Annotated in this window: 14 protein-coding genes and 1 riboswitch; of the genes, 7 read left to right on the forward strand and 7 right to left on the reverse strand. The window is 70.5% G+C overall.

Translation table 11 applies throughout. The features are described from left to right. Positions 1-14 precede the first annotated feature (14 nt). Complete coding sequence (locus KDM41_05375) at positions 15-1,454, reverse strand: DUF3943 domain-containing protein (GenBank protein MCB1182843.1); 1,440 nt, start codon at positions 1,452-1,454, stop codon at positions 15-17. A gap of 79 nt (positions 1,455-1,533) precedes the next feature. On the opposite strand from KDM41_05375, the gene KDM41_05380 reads away from it, so the two are divergent. Beyond that, positions 1,534-2,160, forward strand: a complete 627-nt coding sequence (locus KDM41_05380; protein ID MCB1182844.1) for an outer membrane beta-barrel protein — start codon at positions 1,534-1,536, stop codon at positions 2,158-2,160. A gap of 21 nt (positions 2,161-2,181) precedes the next feature. Here the strand turns inward: KDM41_05380 and KDM41_05385 are convergent, their stop codons facing one another. Together KDM41_05385 and KDM41_05390 are read right to left on the reverse strand one after the other, a co-directional pair. Next, on the reverse strand, positions 2,182-5,283 hold the full coding sequence (locus KDM41_05385; protein ID MCB1182845.1) for an efflux RND transporter permease subunit: 3,102 nt from the start codon (positions 5,281-5,283) through the stop codon (positions 2,182-2,184). Then, complete coding sequence (locus KDM41_05390; protein ID MCB1182846.1) at positions 5,270-6,592, reverse strand: efflux RND transporter periplasmic adaptor subunit; 1,323 nt, start codon at positions 6,590-6,592, stop codon at positions 5,270-5,272. Before KDM41_05390 ends, KDM41_05385 begins: the two co-directional genes overlap by 14 nt. A 175-nt stretch (positions 6,593-6,767) precedes the next feature. On the opposite strand from KDM41_05390, the gene KDM41_05395 reads away from it, so the two are divergent. From KDM41_05395 to KDM41_05410, 4 genes are all read left to right on the forward strand, one after another. Further along, entirely contained in the window at positions 6,768-7,496 is a 729-nt protein-coding gene (locus KDM41_05395) for a hypothetical protein (GenBank protein MCB1182847.1), read from the forward strand. 93 nt (positions 7,497-7,589) lie between these two features. Beyond that, positions 7,590-8,756: an acyl-CoA dehydrogenase family protein gene (locus KDM41_05400; GenBank protein MCB1182848.1), complete on the forward strand. Its 1,167-nt coding sequence runs from the start codon at positions 7,590-7,592 to the stop codon at positions 8,754-8,756. Between the two features lie 186 nt (positions 8,757-8,942). Beyond that, positions 8,943-11,981 carry a hypothetical protein gene (locus KDM41_05405; GenBank protein MCB1182849.1) on the forward strand — a complete coding sequence of 1,013 codons (3,039 nt, stop codon included), beginning with the start codon at positions 8,943-8,945 and terminating at the stop codon, positions 11,979-11,981. Between the two features lie 194 nt (positions 11,982-12,175). Then, the gene (locus KDM41_05410) at positions 12,176-12,886 is read left to right on the forward strand and encodes a hypothetical protein (protein MCB1182850.1); all 711 of its coding nucleotides are present in this window, start codon (positions 12,176-12,178) and stop codon (positions 12,884-12,886) included. Between the two features lie 423 nt (positions 12,887-13,309). Here KDM41_05410 and KDM41_05415 read toward each other — a convergent pair whose 3' ends face one another. From KDM41_05415 to KDM41_05425, 3 genes are read right to left on the reverse strand one after another with little or no spacing between them, the layout of a single operon-like run. Then, complete coding sequence (locus KDM41_05415; GenBank protein MCB1182851.1) at positions 13,310-14,692, reverse strand: sodium:solute symporter family protein; 1,383 nt, start codon at positions 14,690-14,692, stop codon at positions 13,310-13,312. Between the two features lies 1 nt (position 14,693). Next, on the reverse strand, positions 14,694-15,422 hold the full coding sequence (locus tag KDM41_05420; protein ID MCB1182852.1) for a thiamine diphosphokinase: 729 nt from the start codon (positions 15,420-15,422) through the stop codon (positions 14,694-14,696). Beyond that, the gene (locus tag KDM41_05425; protein ID MCB1182853.1) at positions 15,422-17,656 is read right to left on the reverse strand and encodes a TonB-dependent receptor; all 2,235 of its coding nucleotides are present in this window, start codon (positions 17,654-17,656) and stop codon (positions 15,422-15,424) included. The genes KDM41_05420 and KDM41_05425 overlap by 1 nt, the downstream gene beginning before the upstream one ends. A gap of 77 nt (positions 17,657-17,733) precedes the next feature. Beyond that, positions 17,734-17,850, reverse strand: a riboswitch (TPP riboswitch). 158 nt (positions 17,851-18,008) lie between these two features. Here KDM41_05425 and KDM41_05430 point away from each other — a divergent pair. After that, entirely contained in the window at positions 18,009-18,716 is a 708-nt protein-coding gene (locus KDM41_05430) for a phosphatase PAP2 family protein (protein ID MCB1182854.1), read from the forward strand. Positions 18,717-18,743: 27 nt separating this feature from the next. On the opposite strand, the gene KDM41_05435 is transcribed toward KDM41_05430, so the two are convergent. Beyond that, positions 18,744-19,196, reverse strand: coding sequence for a YaiI/YqxD family protein (locus KDM41_05435; protein ID MCB1182855.1), 453 nt, complete (start codon positions 19,194-19,196; stop codon positions 18,744-18,746). A gap of 139 nt (positions 19,197-19,335) precedes the next feature. Between KDM41_05435 and KDM41_05440 the strand changes: the two genes are divergently transcribed. Continuing rightward, positions 19,336-19,743, forward strand: a 408-nt coding sequence (locus KDM41_05440; protein MCB1182856.1) for a hypothetical protein, incomplete at its 3' end; no start/stop codon positions are given.

The raw sequence follows: 19,743 nt of genomic DNA on the forward strand, positions 1-19,743 counted from the left end.
GGTGCCGACGCCGGCTAGTTCAACGCCCAGCTCGTGTAGACCTTCATCTGGGGATTGCGCACGCTGATGTCGTCGTAGTCGCGGTACTTGCGCTCGGCGTTGACCACGAGGAATTCGGCGCCCAGCCCGATGTTGTAGCGGATCGGCACGCCGAGCCGGAGCCGGGTCGAGATGAGGTGATGGTCGGCCGCGTTGCCGCTGATCGCGTGCATCCAGGCGTGGCTGACGTCGAGCTCGGCCCACGTCCAGCCGCCGCGGCGCAGCTGGAGCTCGAGATCGAAGGCCGTGCCCGGACCGTAGTCGTACGAACGCCCCGACACGCTCTCATAGTCCGAACTCGCCCCGGCGAGGATCATCGGGCCCAGCTCGACCCGGCTGCGGAACTCGAAGCCGTTGTCGTACTCCCAGCGCGAGAGCAGGGCGGCGGTGAGAGCCTGGCCGCCGAACTCCAGGGCGTTGGTGTTCACGTACTGGTAGCGATGGTACGCCCCGACGATGTGCGCCGAATCGTCGGTCTCCTTGAGGAAGGTGCCGGCGAGATTGCCGCTGCCGGTGACCCGCCCGATGGCCGTCTTGTCGCCGAAGTTGAGCTGCACCTCGAAGTCGAAGTTGTCGTAGGGCTGGCCCAGGTCGCCGAAGAACGGATCGCCGTACTCGAACTCGAACTGGACGTAGACGTCGGTCGTGTCGGCGTTCCAGATCTGTTCCTCGCCGCGCGTGCGCAGGCCCAGGTCCATGTTCGTGCGGTAGTTCACCGGGAAGCGGTCGGCGGGGTTCGCGTGCACTCGGCTCCAGTCGCCGTCTATGATGCGGTTCAGGCCGCCCACCGGGTCGATGGCGAAGCCGCCCAGCTCGCGCCAGTTGCGCGACGAGCCGGTCGCCGTGTTGTCCCGGACGGTGGTCGCCAGGCGGTGGAAGATCTCGCCCAGCGCGATGCCGCCCATGCTGGTGGAGATCCAGTCGTTCATGGCCGGATTGTGCACTTCGCCGAAGTACTCCCACATGAGCGAACCGGCGAAGGCGAACGGCACCGACTGCCAGAAGGTGTAGCCGTTGCTGCGGGCCGCGTTGTAGTAGAGGTTCCCGTGGTAGGGATGGGCGTACTGGTTGGTGGTGAAGTTGTTGTCGTCCCAGGTCCAGCCCGTCTCGAGGTTCTCCTGCCACGAGTTGAACCCGATGCGGAAGACGGGGTTCTCCCCCCCTTCGCGGATGAAGCGGTCGTACGACCACACCAGGGCGTTGAGGCCGAAGACCTCGACCGCCGCGCGCCCGAAGTTGGGCGAGCCGTCCTCGCTCACCCCTTCGATGCCCGCGAGGGCGGGCGGCAGCTGGTCCTGGTCGGCGGGGGCGGCAGCGGCCTGCGCGCGGGCCACGAGGGGCGCGAGCAGGGCGGCGACGATCACGAGGCCCGCGAGGGCCCGGACGCGCCTGGGTCGTGTGCACGAGGTCATCATGGCCGGATCCTAGCGGCCTTTCGGGATTGCCGCCACCGGGAAGTTGGCCTAACATCCGGCCAGACCCGAGGAGGAGTCCATGTATTCCAGAGCGCACCGCCTGATCCTGTCCGCCGTCGCCGCGACCGCCTGCCTGGCTGCCGCCGCGCCCGCCCTGGCCCTCAGCCCCCACGCGCGGGACGGCTGGGTCCTCGGCCTCTCCTACGGCGGGGCCCGCGGCGAAGCCACCGCGCCGGACGGCGCCTCCGGCGAGACCGAGGACGGCGTCTCGCCCCAGATCCGCTTCGGCCACATGTTCGGCCGCAAGTTCTCGGTGGGCGCCTCCTATGCGGGCTGGATGTACGAGACCGGCGCGCGCCCCCTCAAGTACCGCTACGCCATGCAGAACATCCTGCTCGCCGCGTCGTGGTATCCCGGCGACCCGCAGAGCGCCTGGGGCGGCTTCGTCGTCCGCGGCGGCGCCGGCTGGGGCTGGGCCAACTTCACCGAGGTCGAGCTCTCCGACACGGAGGAGCAGGGACACGGCGACCGCACCACCGAGTGGGGCTTCGGCTGGGAGCTGAACGTGGGCTACGAATGGCGGCTGGTGAAGAACATGTCGGCCGGCCTCGGCATCGGCGTCAACCACCTCGATATCGGCGGCGACCTGACCGACACGGCGACCTTCTACCCGGTGACCCTGAACATGGGCTGGTACTGGGACTGACCCCGCCCGACTCCCCGAGCGCTATGTGGACCGCACTTCCCCGGGAGTGCGGTCCCTTGTTTCGGCCCGACGCTCGCGGAGGGCGTGGATGCCGGTGTACGCGGCCGGGATCACCAGCAGCGTGATCAGGGTCGAGACCGTCAGGCCCCCGATCACCGCGCGGGCCAGGGCCGCCTGGATCTCGCCGCCGGCGCCCCCGCCCACCGCCAGGGGCAGCATGCCCAGCACCGTGGTCGAGGTCGTCATGAGGATCGGGCGCAGCCGCAGGCGCGCCGATTCGATGACCGCCGTGGTCACGTCGAGGCCCTCCTCGCGGCGCTTGAGGTTGATGTAGTCCACCAGCACGATCGCGTTGTTCACCACGATGCCGATGAGCATGACGATCCCCATCAGGCTCTGCACGTTCAGCGAGGTGCCCGTCAGCAGCAGGGTCGGCACGACGCCGATCAGGGCCAGGGGCACCGCCAGCATCACGATGACCGGATCGAGGAAGCGCTCGAACTGGGCCGCCATGACCATGTAGATCAGCACGATGGCCATGATGATCGAGAGGGTGAAGTCGCGCTGGGCCCGCTGCTGCTCCTCGTACTCGCCGCCGAAGAGCACCGTGAAGTCGGGCGGCAGGGGCACCGCGCGCAGGGCCGCGCGCAGGTCGTCGACCACGTCGCCGAGGGCGGCTCCGGCGGCGAGGTTGGCCGTGATGTAGGTCACGCGCTGGCCGTCGACATGCTCGATCTCGGTGGGCCCGCGGCGCCGCTCGGCATCGACGACCGCCGAGACCGGGACGACACGCCCCGACGGCGTCCGCACCGAGGCCGATCCGAGGTCGAGGGTCGAGAGGCGGTCCTCCGGCTGCAGGCGCACGGTGATGGGAAACTCGTCGCCCCCCTCGCGATACACGCCCGCCCGCGTGCCGCCCACGTTCGTCTGCACCACCTCGGCGATGTCGCTCACCGACAGGCCGAGGTTGGCGATCTTGTCCCGCGCCACGACCAGGTTCTGCTCGGGACGGCCCTCGCGCCGGCTCACCCGCACGTCCTGCACCCGCGGCACGGTGGCCATGACGTCCTTGAGCTCCTGGGCCACCTGGTCGGCCAGGTCGAGGTCGTAGCCCCGCAGTTCGACCTGCACCGCGGCCTCGCCCGAGCCGAACAGCCGCCGCAGCATCCACAGGCCCGACTGGGCGCGCACGCGGATCTCGGCGCCGGGAATGCGCCCCGCCGTCTCGCGCCGGATGTGGTCGGCGATGGCGGCGCTCGGCAGCGAGCGCTCGCCCGCCCCCTTCAGCGAGATCTCCACCTCGGCGTCGCCGGGCCGGATCTCGATCGAGAGGTGCCGCACCTGGCCTTCCGGCAGCGCCTCGCGCACGATGGTCTCGAGCTCGTGCAGGTACTCGTTCACCACGGCGATGTTCGTGCCCTGGGCCATCTCGAGGCTGACGTCGATCTCGTCGGCGTCGGTCTGGGGCGCCAATTCGACCGCCAGGCGCGGCCACAGGGCCACGGCACCGGCGAGCAGCAGGCCCGTGGCGACGAAGATCACGGTCCGATGGTGCAGCAGCGTCGCGAGGCGGGCCGCGTAGCCGTCCTCCAGCCGGCGCAGGGCCGCGCCGAGACCGGCCAGGGGGCCGCCGCCGCCCACGGCCTCGCCGCGGCCGAGCCGCAGGTAGCGCCGCGAGAGCATGGGCACCAGCGTCAGGGCCACCAGCAGCGAGCAGAGCAGGGCGAAGACCACGACGAGGGCCAGCTCCTGGAAGAGCATGCCCGACACGGTGCGCATGAAGACCACCGGCAGGAAGATCACCGTCGTGGTCAGGGTCGAGGCGATGATCGCCCCGCCCACCTGGCCGGTGCCCGTCAGGGCGGCGTCGCGCAGGCTCTTCCCCTGCTCGCGCAGGCGCACGATGTTGTCCAGCACCACGATGGCGTTGTCGACGATCAGGCCGATGCCGAGGGCCAGCCCGCCGAAGCTCATCTGGTTCAGGGTGAAGCGGTTGAAGAACATCAGGCCGAAGGTGGCGATGAGCGAGATGGGGATCGAGAGCGCGATGATGAACGTGGTCGAGCCGTTGCGCAGGAAGAGGTAGAGGATCAGCACCGCCAGCAGGCCACCCCACACCGCCGACTGCTGCACGTTGTCGATGGAGTCCTGGATGAACGAGCTCTGGTCGACGATGAGCATCAGCTCGACGTCGTCGCGCTCGGCGTTGAGGCGCTCCATCTCGCGCCGCGCCGCTTCGGCCACGGCCACGGTGTTGGCCCCCGACTGCTTGCGCACGAGCATGCGCACCATGGGCTTGCCGTCGATCTGCACCAGGCGCGCCACGTCCTGGTAGCCGTCGACCACCTCGGCCACGTCGCCCACGCGGATCGGGTGCCCGTCGACCATGGTGATGATGGTGCGGCGGATCTCGTCGAGCGAGACGTACTCGCCCCGCGTGCGGACGTACATGTCGCGGGTGCCCTCGCGCATGTCGCCGCCGGGCAGGGTCAGGTTCTCGCGCAGCAGGGCCGCGCGCACGTCGCTGGCGCCGAGCCGGCTCGAGGCCAGGCGGTCGCGCTTGAGCCGGACCTGGATCTCGCGGTACACGCCGCCGCGGATGTCGACCGAGCCCGCGCCGGGGATCTTCTCGAAACGCTGGGCGATCTCCCGCTCGAGGATGCGGGTCATCTCCTCCATGCCCATCTCGCTGTAGGCCCCGATCACGACCACCGGGAAGTTGTCCGGATCGAACTTCCACAGGCGCGGCGACTCGACCTCGGGCGGCAGGTCGTCGCGGATGCGGTCGATGGCGGCGCGCACGTCGTTGGAGGCCTCGTCGACGTTCGTGCCCTGGGTGAACTCCAGGGTGACGCGGCTCTCGCCCTCGAGGGATCGCGAGCGCATCTCTTCCACGTTGGGCACGCCGGCCAGGGCGTTCTCGATGCGGTCGGTGACGATGCGCTCGATCTCCTCGGGCCCCACGTTGGGGTAGTTGGTGCGCACGGTGAGCTGGGGGAACTCGACGGGAGGCAGCAGATCGACGGGGAGAAAGCGGAAGCCCATGATCCCGACCACGATGATGATCAGGAAGACCATCGCCGTGGCGATGGGGCGGTCGACGGCCAGGCTAGTGATCCGCACCGCTGCCCGTCCCTTCGCGACGCGCGTTCAATTCGCGCATCAGGTCCTCGCGCTGCAGCGACTGCAGGCGCTCCACCCGGCTCCAGTCGACCGGGCGCACCCGCGCCCGCCCCTCTTCGCCGCCGAGCAGGTTCTGTCCCAGGGAGACGACCCAGTCGCCTGCGGCCAGTGGCCGCACCGCGGCCTCCATGCGCCCCTCGGCCACGATCTCCACGGGCACGAAGCGGAAGGCCACCGGCGGCGAGAGATACGCGGCGGCCTCCGGTCCGGCGGCGGGGGCGTCGGCCACCGCCCCGGTGGCGGCATAGACCCCCGTGACGCCCAGGGTCGGATGCTCGTACACCGCGCTGAGGGGCACGAGGGTCGCGGTCTCGCTTTCGCCCGTGTAGACGTCGACGGCCACGAACATGCCCGGCTTCAGGCGGCCGTCGGGGTTGGCCAGATCGATCTCGGCGCGGGCGGTGTGAGAGACGGGGTTCAGGAAGGGCGAGATGCGGGCCAGCGGCGCCGCCACCGCCCGGTCGCCCAACAGGATCTCGGTGCGCTGGCCCTCGGCCACATCGGCCAGCATGCGGTCGGTGAGGATGACCTCGACCCGCACGCTGTCGAGCTGGCCGAGGGTGAGCAGGCGCGTGGAAGGTCCGGCCAGCATGCCGGGCTCGACGCCGCGGTTGCCCACCGCGCCGGCGATGGGCGCGCGCACCACCGTGCGCCCGAGGTTCTCCTCCTCCTCCTCGACCACGGCCAGGGCCTGGTCGACCCGCGCCCCGGCCAGCTCGATCTCGGCTTCCGCCGACTCGGCCCGGGCCTCGCCGGCCTCGAGTTCGGCGGTGCTCGCCAGGTCCTCGGCCGCCAGCGACCGCAGCCGCTCGTAGTCGGCGCGAGCCTCCTTGGCCTGGGCCTCGGCCCGCCGACGCTGGGCCACGGCGATGCGGTGGTCGGCCCGCGCCTGCACGAGGCGCTTCTCGAACTCGGTGGCCCGCAGGCGCACGAGGGGGTCGCCCGCCGCGACGGTGGCGCCGTCGGACACGAGCACCTCGGTCACCACGGCATTGATCTCGGGATGCACGTCGATCTGGTTGCGGGCCTCGACCACGCCGCTCAGGCGCTGGGTCAGGGGCAGGTTGCCTTCGCGGGCGCGCACCGCCTCGACGGCGGGCACGAGGGCGCCGCCCTGCTTGCCGGTGGCGGCCTCGTCGCCGCAACCGGCGACCGCGAGGAGGCCGGCCAGGACCCAGGCGCCGGCGGCGGGGCGGCGGCCACGGGGGCGATGGCGGGAGGTCCGGGTCGGGAACGCGGGTCTCGTCATCTTCACAACCTGTTGTGCTGCAGACACTCGGGACGTTGCGGGCGAGTGCGGAGGTCTCCCCCAGCTTAGCAGCGAACGGCCGGACGCACCACAATCTTCACCCGGGACTGCGCATCGGCCCGCCCTTGCCGCATGTGGACGAAACCCCACCGCCGCGCCGGAACCGGGAGACCCCATGGACCCTTCGCCCCGCCACCGTCCCTTCGCGCCCGTGCTGCGTGCGGCGTGCGCGGCGGCCTGCCTGCTGGCGCTGGCCGCCGGCTGCCAGCGCGGCCCCGACCCGGGTCCCCGCGGCCGCGTGCTGATTCTGGCCGACGGCGGCACCGAGAACGCCATGCTCGCCGCGCTCGGCGCCGCGGGCTGGGACACGGTGCGCGGCGGCCCGTGGTACGAGGGGCTCGGGCGCGACGCCGACGGCATCGACGTGGTCGTGCTCCCCTGCGCCCAGGGCTACGACCACCGCATGCCCCCGGCGGAACAGGAGCGCCTCGTGCGCTGGGTCGCCGGTGGCGGCGGCCTGGTGGTCACCGAATGGTTCCACTACTACGCGACCCGCAACGCCGTCCTGGCCGGGATCCTGCCGGTGGGCGTCTCGAACCGCTACGCCTACGCCGCCCAGACCCTGCACCCGGCGGCCGCGCACGAACTCGCCGGCGGCCTGCCCGACGCCATCGTCACCGGCCCCGACTGGACGCAGGTCGTCCTCGAACCCGATACCACGGCCGCCAAGCAGGCCCGCGTCGCCGTGTTCGGCGCGGACGGCGAGCCGGCCGTCGTGACCGGACGCCACGGCCGCGGCCACATCGTCTCGTGGGGCATGGCGGGGAACTACGACGGAGCCGACTTCCGGACGCCGGCGGTCGATCGTCTGCTGGTGCGGATCGTGGCCTGGGCCGGGGGCTGAGCGCGGAAGACCTGCCCGCGCCTTGCCCCCGCGCGCCGATGCACCTATCCTCCCCGGACCGAAAACGACACTCCCCAGCCCGAGGCGAGCCCCATGTCCGAGTATTCCGCCCCCGACTTCTACCGCTTCTCCCGCAACCTGAGCGACGAGGAGCGCGGCATCCGCGACACCGTGCGGCAGTTCGTCAGCGACCGCTTCATGCCCCTGGTGCGCGACCACTTTCGCGCCGGCACCTTCCCCACCGAGCTCATCCCCGAGCTCGGCGCCCTCGGCCTGCTGGGCACCCACGTGGAGGGGCCGGGCTGCCCGGGCCTGAGCGGCACCATCTACGGTCTGGTCTGCGCCGAGCTCGAACGGGGCGATTCCGGCCTGCGCAGCTTCTGCTCCGTGCAGGGCAGCCTCGTCATGTGGCCCATCGCCACCTACGGCACCGACGAGCAGAAGGAGAAGTGGCTGCCCGGACTCGCCTCCGGCCAGCTCATCGGCTGCTTCGGCCTGACCGAGGCCAACCACGGCTCCGATCCCGGCGGTATGGAGACCCACGCCGAGCGCGACGGCGACGGCTGGCGCCTCAACGGCAGCAAGCTGTGGATCACCAACGCCAACATGGCCGACGTGGCCGTGGTCTGGGCCCGCACCCCCGACGGCGTCAACGGCTTCCTGGTCGAGCGCGGCATGGAGGGCTTCAGCACCAACGAGATCCACGGCAAGTACAGCCTGCGGGCCAGCGACACGGGCGAGCTCGTCTTCGACGACGTCTTCGTGCCCGACGCCAACCGGCTGCCCGGTGCCAAGGGGCTCAAGGCGCCCCTGAGCTGCCTGAACCAGGCCCGTTACGGCATCGCGTGGGGCGTGGTGGGCGCCGCCGCCGACTGCTACGACACCGCCCTGCGCTACGCCGGCGAGCGCGAGCAGTTCGGCAAGCCCATCGCCGGGTTCCAGCTCGTGCAGCAGAAGCTCGTGGTGATGCTCACCGAGATCACCAAGGCGCAGGGCCTGTGCCTGCAGCTCGGCCGCCTCAAGGACGACGGCATCAACGACGTGCCCCTGGTCTCCCTCGCCAAGCGCAACAACGTGGCCATGGCCCTGGACTGCGCCCGCACCGCGCGGGACATCCTCGGCGCCGCCGGCATCACCGACGAGTTCTCCCCCGGTCGCCACATGACCAACCTCGAGTCGGTCATCACCTACGAGGGCACCCACGACATCCACACCCTCATCGTGGGGGCGGAGATCACGGGAATCGCGGCGTTCCGGTAGGCGCGGCCGCGACCTCCTGCCGGAACGGTGGGAGTTGCTTCCGTCCCTGCGGCCCCCTATGATCATGCGAGCGGGACGGCGGCCCAGCCGCCGTCTCCGTTTATCGGGCCCGGCCGTTCTGCCGGGGCGCGCGGTGCGCCGCGGGCCCATGCCGGCCCGATCTCCGTCGCATCAAGGGGGAATTCCATGTCCATCCGCACCAACGTGCTGGCCTGCAGCCTGTTCCTGCTGCTGTCCGGCTTCTCCGCAGCCGACGCCCGGGCCGACGATCGCCCGGTGCTCGCCCGGGACCCGCGCATCATCAACGGCGGTTCGGCCGCCACGGCCAAGGCCGTCGTCGACACCATCCGGCTCATGGGGCCCCGCGACTCCGGCGCGCCCTACGTCGGCGACTTCGAGCTGGGCTGGAACGGCTGGACGTCGTTCGACGAGACGCAACCGCCGGTCAACCACTGGCAGGTGAGCGACTACAACCAGCCCCTGGCCGGCGACCTGGCCGCCTGGTGCGGCGACCTCTCGTTCCCCAGCTGCGACGGCACCCTCGACCCGGCCGGCGGCTACGGCAACAACTGGCACGACCTGCTTTCCCGGCGGATCGCGGTGCACGATCCGGGTGCGGCCGCGACGGTGCGCGTCACCGCCGCGCTGATGAACGACACGGAGCCCGGCTACGACTACACCTACCTCAGCGTCAGGGTCGCGGATTCCCCGGCCTTCACCGATCTGGGCACCTGGTCGGGGCTGGCCACCGTCGCGGTCGACGAGAGCTTCACCTACCAGGCCGCCGAACTGGTCGACGGCACCGATGTGCACGTCGTCTTCCGCTTCCAGTCCGAGGGCGGCTGGTCGGACGAGGACTGCAGCTTCCCCACCGCCGGCGCCTGCCAGGTCGACGACATCACCGTGACCGTCAGCCAGGTCGGCCAGGCCGACATCGTCGACTTCACCAATTTCCAGGACGGCACGCTCGGCGCGTGGTTCCTCGATTCGCCGACGGCCGTCGGTGACTTCGCCAAGCTCTGGCACAGTCTCGAGGACGTCGACGCCTGCGTCACGAACTACTCGTCCCAGGTCGCGTTCATCGATGACGGCGTGGTGGTGCCGGGCACGGGCGGCTCCCTGTGCATCAACTGGTGCTACGGGCCCGCCGGCTACATCGTCAGCACCACCGGCGGCCTGGCCGGGCCGGCGGCGCATCTGGCCAACTCGATCCGCTCGCCGGTCATGGCCTGGCCCGATCCCGCCTCCACCGGGGCCCTCTTCGAGTTCGACGTCTATATGCACGAGGATCTCTCGATCGACGCGCCCGGGATCTTCTACCTCTGGGGCATCCGGTCCGCCGACACCGACAATTCGGCCGGCTACGGCGTCCAGATCCTGGACGAACAGCCGTTCGTCGACCGGCAGGTCATCTACTTCGGCGGTCCGGGCTACAAGCGCGAGAGAAACGATGTCACGACCCTGCTGAACCGCGGTTGCGACGAGATCCAGGTGCAGATGGGCGCCTACGAGATGGGCTGGCTCTTCGGCTACTCGGGCGACGACGGCTACCCGGCGCCCTATCTGGACAACGTCTCGGTGAAGGTTTTTCCCCTGTCCGGGCCCGCCATGACCACCCGGGAGATCGACCTGGCCCAGGACGCGTTCCCCGAGATCGACGCGATCGACTTCGGCGATCTCGGCAGCATGCACGTCCGCTTCGACATGGCCCGGAACATCTCGTTGGCCAGTCACCTGCGCAACGATCCGGGCGATTCCATCGTGTGCGACATCGTACCGGCCCGACCCGGCGCCGTGCTGTCCGGCACGCCGCAACTCCACTACGTGATCAACGCCAATCCCGTCTTCGACGCCTACCGCACCACGCCCACCTCCGGATCGGTCCCCGGATCGCCCGCGGTCGGCTCCGGCGGCGTGCCGGACGAGAAGGCCTGGGCGTTCGATCTCCCCGACACCGGCACCCTCTTCCCCGGCGACGTGCTCCACTACTACGTGCGGGCCGCCGACGACGCCGGCGGCGACATCCGCTATCAGACCCTGCCCGGCGATCTGTCCGGTTTCGGCGACTTCTCCCAGCCCCTGGCCTACCACTCGAGCTTCGTGGTGCACGCGCTGCCGACCATCAGGGAAGCGTTCTACTCGAAGCGCATCCCCGAGGTCCTGCTGTGGAACGACTTCGCCAACCGCGGGGGCGAGGACGAATGGACTACCGCGCTGCGGTTCGCCGGCTTCAACGCGGGCGAAGAGTACGACATCTACTACACCAACGGACCGTCGTCGGGCGTCGGGAACGGCCTCGGCGGCCGCACGTCCGGGCCCTCCCTCGACGGGTACAGGGCCATCCTGTACACCTCCGGCAACCTGGGCACGACCACCCTCAGCAACGGGGACTTCCTCCGCGATGCCGGCGACGACATCGGCACGCTGATGTCCTGGCTCGACGCCGGTGAACGCCAGCTCTTCCTGACCGGCGACAACCTCGTCTCCGACCTGGTGTACAACGCCGGGGCCGATGGCCTCGCCTTCGCCGTGAACGTCATGGGCGTGAACAACTACGCTGCGGACCTCCGCTACTTCATCGCCAACCAGTCGACACCGGTCGTCCGCGCCGTGCCCGGCAATTCGGTCTTCTCGAACGTCTCGAGCTGGATCGCCTACGGCAGTTGCCCGGCCATCAACACCTTCGACGCGGTCCAGACGCGCCCCGGCGCCGAACGGCTCGCCGAATTCACCGATCCCAACGGCTCGAGCGGGAGCTACTCGTTCTCGGCGGCGACCTTCAACCGTCATGACGAGACGGACCTGGTCATCTCCCTGCCCTACGACCTGATGTTCGTCTGGACCGACCCGGACGACTACGCGCCCTACCCGCTCTCGGCCCGCGACCGGATCCTGCGCGACGTCTTCGACAGGTTCAGCCTCCTCGGGGGCATCGCCGATGTCCCGGCCCGGGAACGCTTCCACGTGGCCAACCACCCCAACCCCTTCAACCCGGCCACCCGGGTCGACTACACCATCCGGGCGGCGGGCCACCTCAGCCTGAAGGTGTACGACATCCGCGGCCGCCTGGTGCGCACCCTGGTCGACGGCCGCGTCGAACAAAGCGGCTTCGTCACCTGGGACGGCACCGACGACCGCGGCGCCGGCGTCGCCTCGGGCGTGTACTTCACCGAGGCCCGCATGGGCGGCGAGGTGCAGATCAACAAGATGGCGCTGGTGAAATAGCGCCCGACCGGGCGCCCGACCGCCGGCTCCGACCCGTGGCCGCCCGGACACATCCCCCGTGTCCGGGCGGCCACGCTTTGACGATGGTCGACATAACTACATACCAATCAACAGATTGAACCACTCGAGCCCCGGCGCGGGCCTTGCAGGACGGACCGCGTTCCGTCCCCCATCCCGCAACCGAGGAGTCCGTCATGCGTCGTCTGGTCCTGGCCCTGCTCGTGCCCATCCTGCTCATCGTTTCCCTCGCCGGCTGCAGCACCGTCGGCACCCGGGCGCCACGGCCGGCCGGCGGCCGCGCCCACGATCCCACGGCGCCCCTCTTCGCCGACGACGCCGCCGAGATCGATGACCTCGACATCGCCCGCATGCTCGAGACCGACCTGCACCTGCCGCCCCGGATCCGCATCGGCATGATCCACCTCAGCCACCGCCGCGAACGGGACGGCCGCATCGTCCTGGCGAACCGCCCCGACGAGATGCCGCGGGTGCACGACGCCTTCGACGAGCTGATGGCCAGCCCGCGCGTGTGCGACGTCTCGTACCTGCCCACCATGCTCGTGCCGCACGTCCGCCAGCCCGGCACCCTGCGGGCGGCGGCGGCCCGCTACCAGGCCGACTGGCTGCTGCTCTTCGACAGCCGCACGACGATCCTGCGCAAGAGTCCGATCTTCGGCAGCGACAAGTCGCGCGTGTGGTGCGAGGCCGAGTGCATGGTGCTCGACGTGCGCACCGGACTGGTGACGTTCTCGTCCCAGGCGCGGGTGTCGGTCACCGACGTCGACCCGGACGAGATCTGGTCGGGCGACATGGCCATCTCCCTGGCCGAGGAGCACGCCCTGGGCGAGGCCATGACCACCAACACCGTGAACCTGGCCCGCTATCTCGCCGCGCTCGAGGGCTGAGCCCGCAGCGGGGATTGCCTCCCCCGCCCCGGATCCGTACTCTCATGCAGCCGCCGGCGTCCGGAGCGCCGGCGGCGGCTCCCTTCCCGTCGGCTCCCTTCGCCCGGAGCCGGCGTCGCCCACGCCGGGCGGTCCGGAGGGTCGAGCCGGGGCTGCCGCACCATCCGGAAGTTCGTCCTCGACCTCGCTCGGTCCCGCGAACCCTTCCGCTCGCTGCACCCGCGCATCTCCGTGTCGTTCAAAGGGGAACGTCATGTCCGAGTTCCTGTGGGGATCCATCCGGTTCTTACGCCCCATCGCGCCCGATCACATGCGGCGAGCCGCTCGCAGCGGCGCGGGCCGTCCGGCCGCCGGCGAGCCGCATTTCCGCGCGGCGTCCCTGGAATCGAAATAGCCGAGGGGGAGAGGTGGGACCGCGGCCCGTCAACCGGATGGGCCGCGGTCCCCGGGGCGCCCAGCGAGCACGAGCACGCCGACGACCGACACCGCCAGACCCGGGAAGATCGCCTCGACGCCGAGCCACGACGACCCCCGCCCGAGCACCATCCACCCTCCCGCCGCGAGGCCCGCCGCCGCCATCGTCCACACGATGCGCCGCCCCCCCACCGGCCGCCCCAGCTGGGCCAGGCCCAGGGGCAGCAGCAGCACCGGCGTGCCCACCGAGCCGAGCAGCTTCCACAGGGTGATGACCGACCCCGACCACAGCGCCAGGCCGATCGCCACCGCCGCCGTGCCCAGCAGGCTCCAGCGGATCACGCCGAGGCCGGCGTCCTCGCCGGTTTCGCCCCGCCAGCGCCCGATCACGTCGCGCCCCAGGGTGATCGCCCCGATGAAGGCGTAGCTGTCGACCGTCGACATGATCGTGGCCAGCAGACCCACCGTGAAGAGCCCGTGCCACGCCCCCGGCAGGACGTGCGCCGCCAGGGCGGGGAAGGCCTGCACCGGATCGGCCAGGTCGGGCAGCAGGGCCCGGGCGTAGAGCCCGGCGGTGGTGGTCAGGAAGTCGAAGCAGATCCAGAACCCGATGGCCAGCAGGATGCCGCGCCGGGCCGTGGCCTCGCTCTGCGCCGCGTAGCAGCGCTGGTAGAAGGCGGGCTCCACCAGGGTGCTCAGGGCGATCACGTACCACACGGCCACGGCCTGCCAGCCCAGCCCGCCGTCCCACGCCAGATGGCCGGACGGCAGCGCGCCGCGCAGGAACGCCGCCCCGCCGAAGCGCGCCACGCACACGGGCACCAGCACCAGGAAGCCCGCGAACATGAGCACGAACTGCACCATGTCCGTCGCCACCACCGCGCGCAGGCCACCGCGGAACACGTAGCTCACCGACAGGGCCGTGCCCAGCACCACGCCCACCCACACCGGCAGCCCCGTGGCGAAGGCCAGCAGCACCCCGAGCATGAGCACGTAGGCCGCCGGCGCCGTCATCACGAAGAGCACGGCGGCGCCGAGCAGGGCCGCCGGCCGGCCGTAGTGCGTCTCGAGCAGGTCGGGCACCGTGAGCACGCCGCTGCGCCGGGCGCGGCGGGCCAGCACGAGGGCGAAGACGGCGGCGTACAGGTAGTAGGGCACGCCGAACACGAGCCAGTTGCTCACCCCGTACGACCAGGTGTACTCGCCCACGCCGAGGATGCCGCCGTACCAGGTCGTGACCAGCGAGGCGGTGAAGGCGGGCAGGGTGAGGCGGCGTCCGGCCACGATGTAGTCGGTGGCGCCGGTGGCCGGACGGCGGAAGAGCCGCAGCACCACGAAGAGCAGGAAGGCCAGGTAGACCAGGCCCGCGAGGAAATCGGAGCCGGCGGTCATCTCACTCGCCGTCCGCCTCGTCCTCGACGTACGCGGGGCCCACTTCGCGGTCGACCGAGACGAGCAGCGGCCCGTCGCCCACCGTGATCAGCAGCGGGCTCATGGTGACCCGGTTGCCGATGGTGGCCATGCCGCCCGGCACGAGGGTCTCGCCCAGGAGCGGGAACTCGGCCCCCTCGATGGTCACGCCGGGCACCGGTCCGGCCAGGGGCAGCACCGAGAACTTCGTGCCGAGCGGGATCTCCCACGAAACGCTCGTGCCGGGACGCAGCCGCACCGTGTCGGCGTGGTGACCGGCCACGCAGAGCCGCAGGCGGTCGGCGAAGCGCTCGAGCAGCTGCACGTTGAACAGGGTGTGGTCGAGCCGCCAGCCGGTGGCCCCGAGCAGCACGGCCTCCTCGTAGCCCTCGGCGGCCAGGTACAGCAGGGCCTTCTCGCTGTCGGTGGTGTGCTGGTCGGCCACCTGCAGGAAGCGCGGACCTTCGCGGCCGCCGAGCAGGCGTCCGGCCAGGGAATCGAAGTCGCCGATGACGACGTCCGGGACGCGCGGCAGGTGGTGGTACGGGTGCCCGGCCGCATCGGTGCAGACGAAGAGCTCGGCTCCCTGCAGCCAGTAGGCGAGCAGTTCGTCGGGCGGCGGCGGGCCGTCGCACAGGACGACGGCCCGCGGACCGCGCTTGGGAAAGATCGGGCAGGCGGCGCCGCCCTGGACGGGTTCGTAGGTGCTCATCAGAAGCTGCAGTCGACTCCGACGACGAAGTTGCGCCCCGCGGCCGGGGTGTAGTGGTTCTCACCGTACCAGTATCCCCACGTTTCGTACTCCGTGTCAGCAACATTCCGCAGGTGCACGAAGCCGCGGCAGCCGGTGAGGGCCGGAGTCAGGGCGCCCAGTTCGGCCCACAGCGACAGGTCGACCGTCGTCCAGGGATCGATCACCCGCCCGGGCTCGCCCGAGTTGTCGAGGGCCTGCTCGCCGGTGTGGCGCAGGCGCACGCGGGTGCGGAGCGGGCCGGACCACTGCGCCGACCAGTCGGCCATGACGAGGCTCTCGGGGAAGAGCGCGATGCGGTTGCCGGAGTAGTCGGAGACGGTCCCGTCCCAGTCGTGGAAGATGAACTCCTCGAAGCGGTCCCAGCTGCGCGACGCCGCCAGGACGAACGCGTGCCGCTCGCCCGCGACCGCCCGCACCTCGAGCTCGAGCCCCTTGTGTTCCGTCCGGCCGGCGTTGCCGCGGATGCCGCTGCCGTCCTCGCCCACGCCGCCGTAGGGCACGATCTCGTTGGTGAAGTCCATGAAGTAGCCGCCCAGCGAGAACGCCACCCGCGGCGTGCGCCAGGAGACGCCCAGCTCGTAGTCGACGACCTTCTCCTCCTTCACGTCCGGGTTGGACCACCTGACGTAGTCGATGCCGCCGTCGGCCCTGTGCACGTGGAGGCTGTCGGCGAACAGGGGCCGCACCCCCAGGTCCGACCCGCTCAGCCAGGTGTCGAAGAGCTCGCCGTCGGTGGGCTCGCGGTGGTTCACACCCACCGAGCCATACATCTGCAGCGCGCCGCCCCCCACCGGGCCGGCATCGAAGTTGATGGCTCCCTTGGGGTTGAAGAAGTCCCAGTCGGCGGTGTACTGGTGGCGGTCGGCGCCGGTGAAGTTGCCCACCTCCTCCTGCATGAACTCGTACGACTTGTGCTGGTAGTGCAGTTCGCCGGTCAGGGTCAGGGCGCCGGCGGTCCAGCGCTGGTTCGCGTAGAGCGACCAGGCGTCCTTGTCGCCGGTGTACTGGTGGTACTTGAAGCCGTCGACGAAGTCGTCCGGCGTGAAGCCCTCGGCCCAGAGCACCTCGCCCCAGTGGTCCGAGTGGAACGTGTACCAGTCGCCGCCCACGAGCAGGCGCCGGCCCTCGCCCTGGTCCCACTGCAGGTGGGGCACCCAGCCCGTGTGCTCCTTGCGCACCCACTTCTGCCGGATCAGGTCGAGCGTCGTCGAGTCGGTCACGCCCGGCAGCGTGTCCAGGGCGAAGGCCGCCGCATCGGCCCCCCACTTGTAGTTCTCGTAGAACCCCTCGCCCCGGATGTGATAGACGCGGTTCGTCAGCTGCACCGTGTCGGACAGGTACCACGTGCTGTGCAGCTCGTAGTGCGGCTGCCGGAAGTCGTCCACGGCGTTGTGATAGGTCTCGAGATTCGCGCGCCGGTTCTCGCGCAGCAGCGACTCGGGCACGGCGTCCCACGCGTGGTGGGTGACCTCGCGCCCGGTGTAGATGTTCGCCCGGGTCGAGGTGTTCTCCGTGTCGTACTGGCCGCTCCAGAAGAAGCCCCAGCCGTCGTGGCCGCTGCGATCGCGGTAGCCGTCGCTCTCCTGGCGCGAGAGGCGGAAGGACGAGCGGAAGCCGCTGCCGGCGACATCGCCGGTCTGGTACCGGATCATCTGCCGCTGGGTGCCGTAGCTGCCGAAGTTCAGGGAGGCCATGCCGCCGGGTTTCGCCGCCAGATCACGCGAGACGATGTTCACGGTGCCGCCGATGGCCGTCATGCCGCCCACGGCATTGGTCACGCCCCGCTGCACCTGGATGTCCTGGATGCTGGCGCCGAGATCGGGCAGGTCGACCCACCAGATCTGGTGGTCCTCGGGGTCGTTGAAGGGGATCCCGTTGAAGAGCACGCCGACCCGGCGCTGGTCGAAGCCGCGGATCTTCAGGTACGAGTAGCCGAGCCCGTTGCCGGCGTCGCTGTAGGCGAAGACGCCCGGCACGCCCTGCAGCAGGAGCGGCAGCTCGAGATCGGGCTCGCGCCGCTCCAGTTCCGCGTGGGAGATGTCGGTGACGTTGAGGCGGGTGTTCCCGTCGTAGCGTGACTCGGTCACGACCACGTCGGCGTCGCGGTAGGTGCGGTCGTCCTGGGCGGCGGCCCCGGTCCAGGGCGCCGCGGCCATGGCCACGGCCACGGCGAAAAGCAGGTTGCGTGTCATGTCTGGCACCTCGTAAGGTTCGCCAGCCGGTGGGAGTCGCAAGGCAACAAAAAAGGCGCTCCCGTCGATTCGGAAGCGCCGCATGCGGCCCGTTTCCCTACGCCGGCATGATCCGGTTCAGGTTCCAAGGGTGTTTCTCAGGCCTTCGATGCCCCGGCATTGTCTCGGCGGGACGGCCACCCCTAACGGTCGCCACGACCATAGCTCCCGCCGGGCCGGGAGTCAAAAACTTAAGCGGATCCCCCGCGCAGCCGATAGGTTCGACGCCCGCGAGCCGCCATCACGAAAGCGAGATCCCATCCCGACCCGCCACCCACTCCGGATCCTCCTCGTCGTCGCGATGCTCGCCGCCGTGTCGGCCCCGCTTCGCTCGGCCCGGGCCGCCGCCGCCCCCGCGGATTCCCTGCCGCAGCCATCGGCCCTCGAGAACACCCTCGGCCTCGACTTCTCGTCGTTCACCTCGACACGCTCGCTGGTGACGCTCGGACTCGGCGCCGGCCTCGCGGCCTGGGCCTGGGAGGAGACCGACGAGAACTTCCCGCCCCTGAAGGAGGCCCTCGACAAGTCCTTCCTCGACCCCTTTCTCGATTTCGGCAACCTCTACGGCAGCGGCCTGGTGGTGGGGGGCGGCTCGGCCGCGCTCATCGGACTCGGCCGGGCCACGGGCAACGAGGGGATGGCGACGACCGGCACCGACCTGGCCCGCGCCTTCGTGCACTCGGCGGCGCTCTGCTGGGTCCTGAAGGTCTCGGTGAACCGCACCCGGCCGTCGGGCGGGCCCTACTCGTTCCCCTCCGGCCACACGACGTCGGCCTTCAGCACCGTCGCCCCGGTCTGGCACCACGCCGGCTGGGGGCCGGGACTGGGCGCCACCGTGGCGGCCACCCTCGCCGGCATCGGCCGCATGGAGGAAAACCGCCACTACCTGTCCGACGTGATCGCCGGCGCGGTCCTGGGCCTGGTCACGGGCTGGGCCGTGATCGACCACCGCCGCGAGTTGGAACTCCTCGACCATGTGGTCGTGGGCGGCGACGTGATCGGGCTGGCCTGGCGGTTCTGAGAACGCCCCGCGGACCGGTGCCCATCCTCAGGCCTCCCGCCTGACCGCGTTCACCAACTCATCCAGCTTCTGCAGGAACAGCGAGCGGTCCTTCGGCGCGAAGGGCGGCGGCCCGCCGGTCATGACCCCCTGGTCGCGCAGCATGGTCGCCAGATGGCGTCCCGCCAGGGCGTCGCCCACGTTGGCGTCGGTGAACTCCCGCCCCTTGTGTCCCAGCACCCGCGCCCCCTTGTCCAGGCAACGCGCCGCCAGGGGAATGTCGCCCGTGATCACGATGTCGTGGCGCTCGACGTGCGCGACGATCCAGTCGTCGGCGGCGTCCGGACCGTCCGGTACCACCTCCAGGCGCACCGACGGTCCACCCGGGTGGTTCATCCAGGAGTTGGCCACCAGGGTCACGCCCAGCCCGTAGCGCCCGGCCACCTTGTAGACCTCGTTCTTCACCGGGCAGGCGTCGGCATCGATGTACACGTGCAGCAACAGCGGCTTCCTTCCTGCCTGAACCTTCCGTTCGGGCCCTCGGTGCAAACTAAAGTTTTCCCTTAATTCTGAAAGTCGATGCGCGATAACCAAGACGATCGCCATGACATGCCCATCTTCGATGCTATGAGGTCACCGCATGCTCCCGACCATCAAGTCCCGACTGATCGCCGCGTTCGGCGCCATCGTCGCCCTCCTGGCCCTGACGACCCTCGTCGCCGACCGCCAGATCACGGCGACGACCCGCACCACCGAGGAGCTCGTCGGGCCCTATTGGAGCACGGCCGACCACCTGATGGAAGCGAGCATCCGCATCCGCGAGCATTCGCGCACCGTCCTGAATCCGGGCTTCGAACTCGACCGCAAGGCCTTCGAGCGGACCTACGAGGACGAACTCCAGGAATTGGCCGCCGGCTTCGGCGAAACCGCCCTGCCCCCGGCCACCGTGGCCGAGATCCGCGCCGGGCTCGAACGCCTGCGCACCACCTACCGCGTGCCCCTCGAGACGGCCACCCTGCCCGGCGAGCGCATGGAAGTCGCCGACGCG

It is taken from the genome of bacterium, from assembly GCA_020440705.1.
Classification (GTDB): domain Bacteria; phylum Krumholzibacteriota; class Krumholzibacteriia; order LZORAL124-64-63; family LZORAL124-64-63; genus JAGRNP01.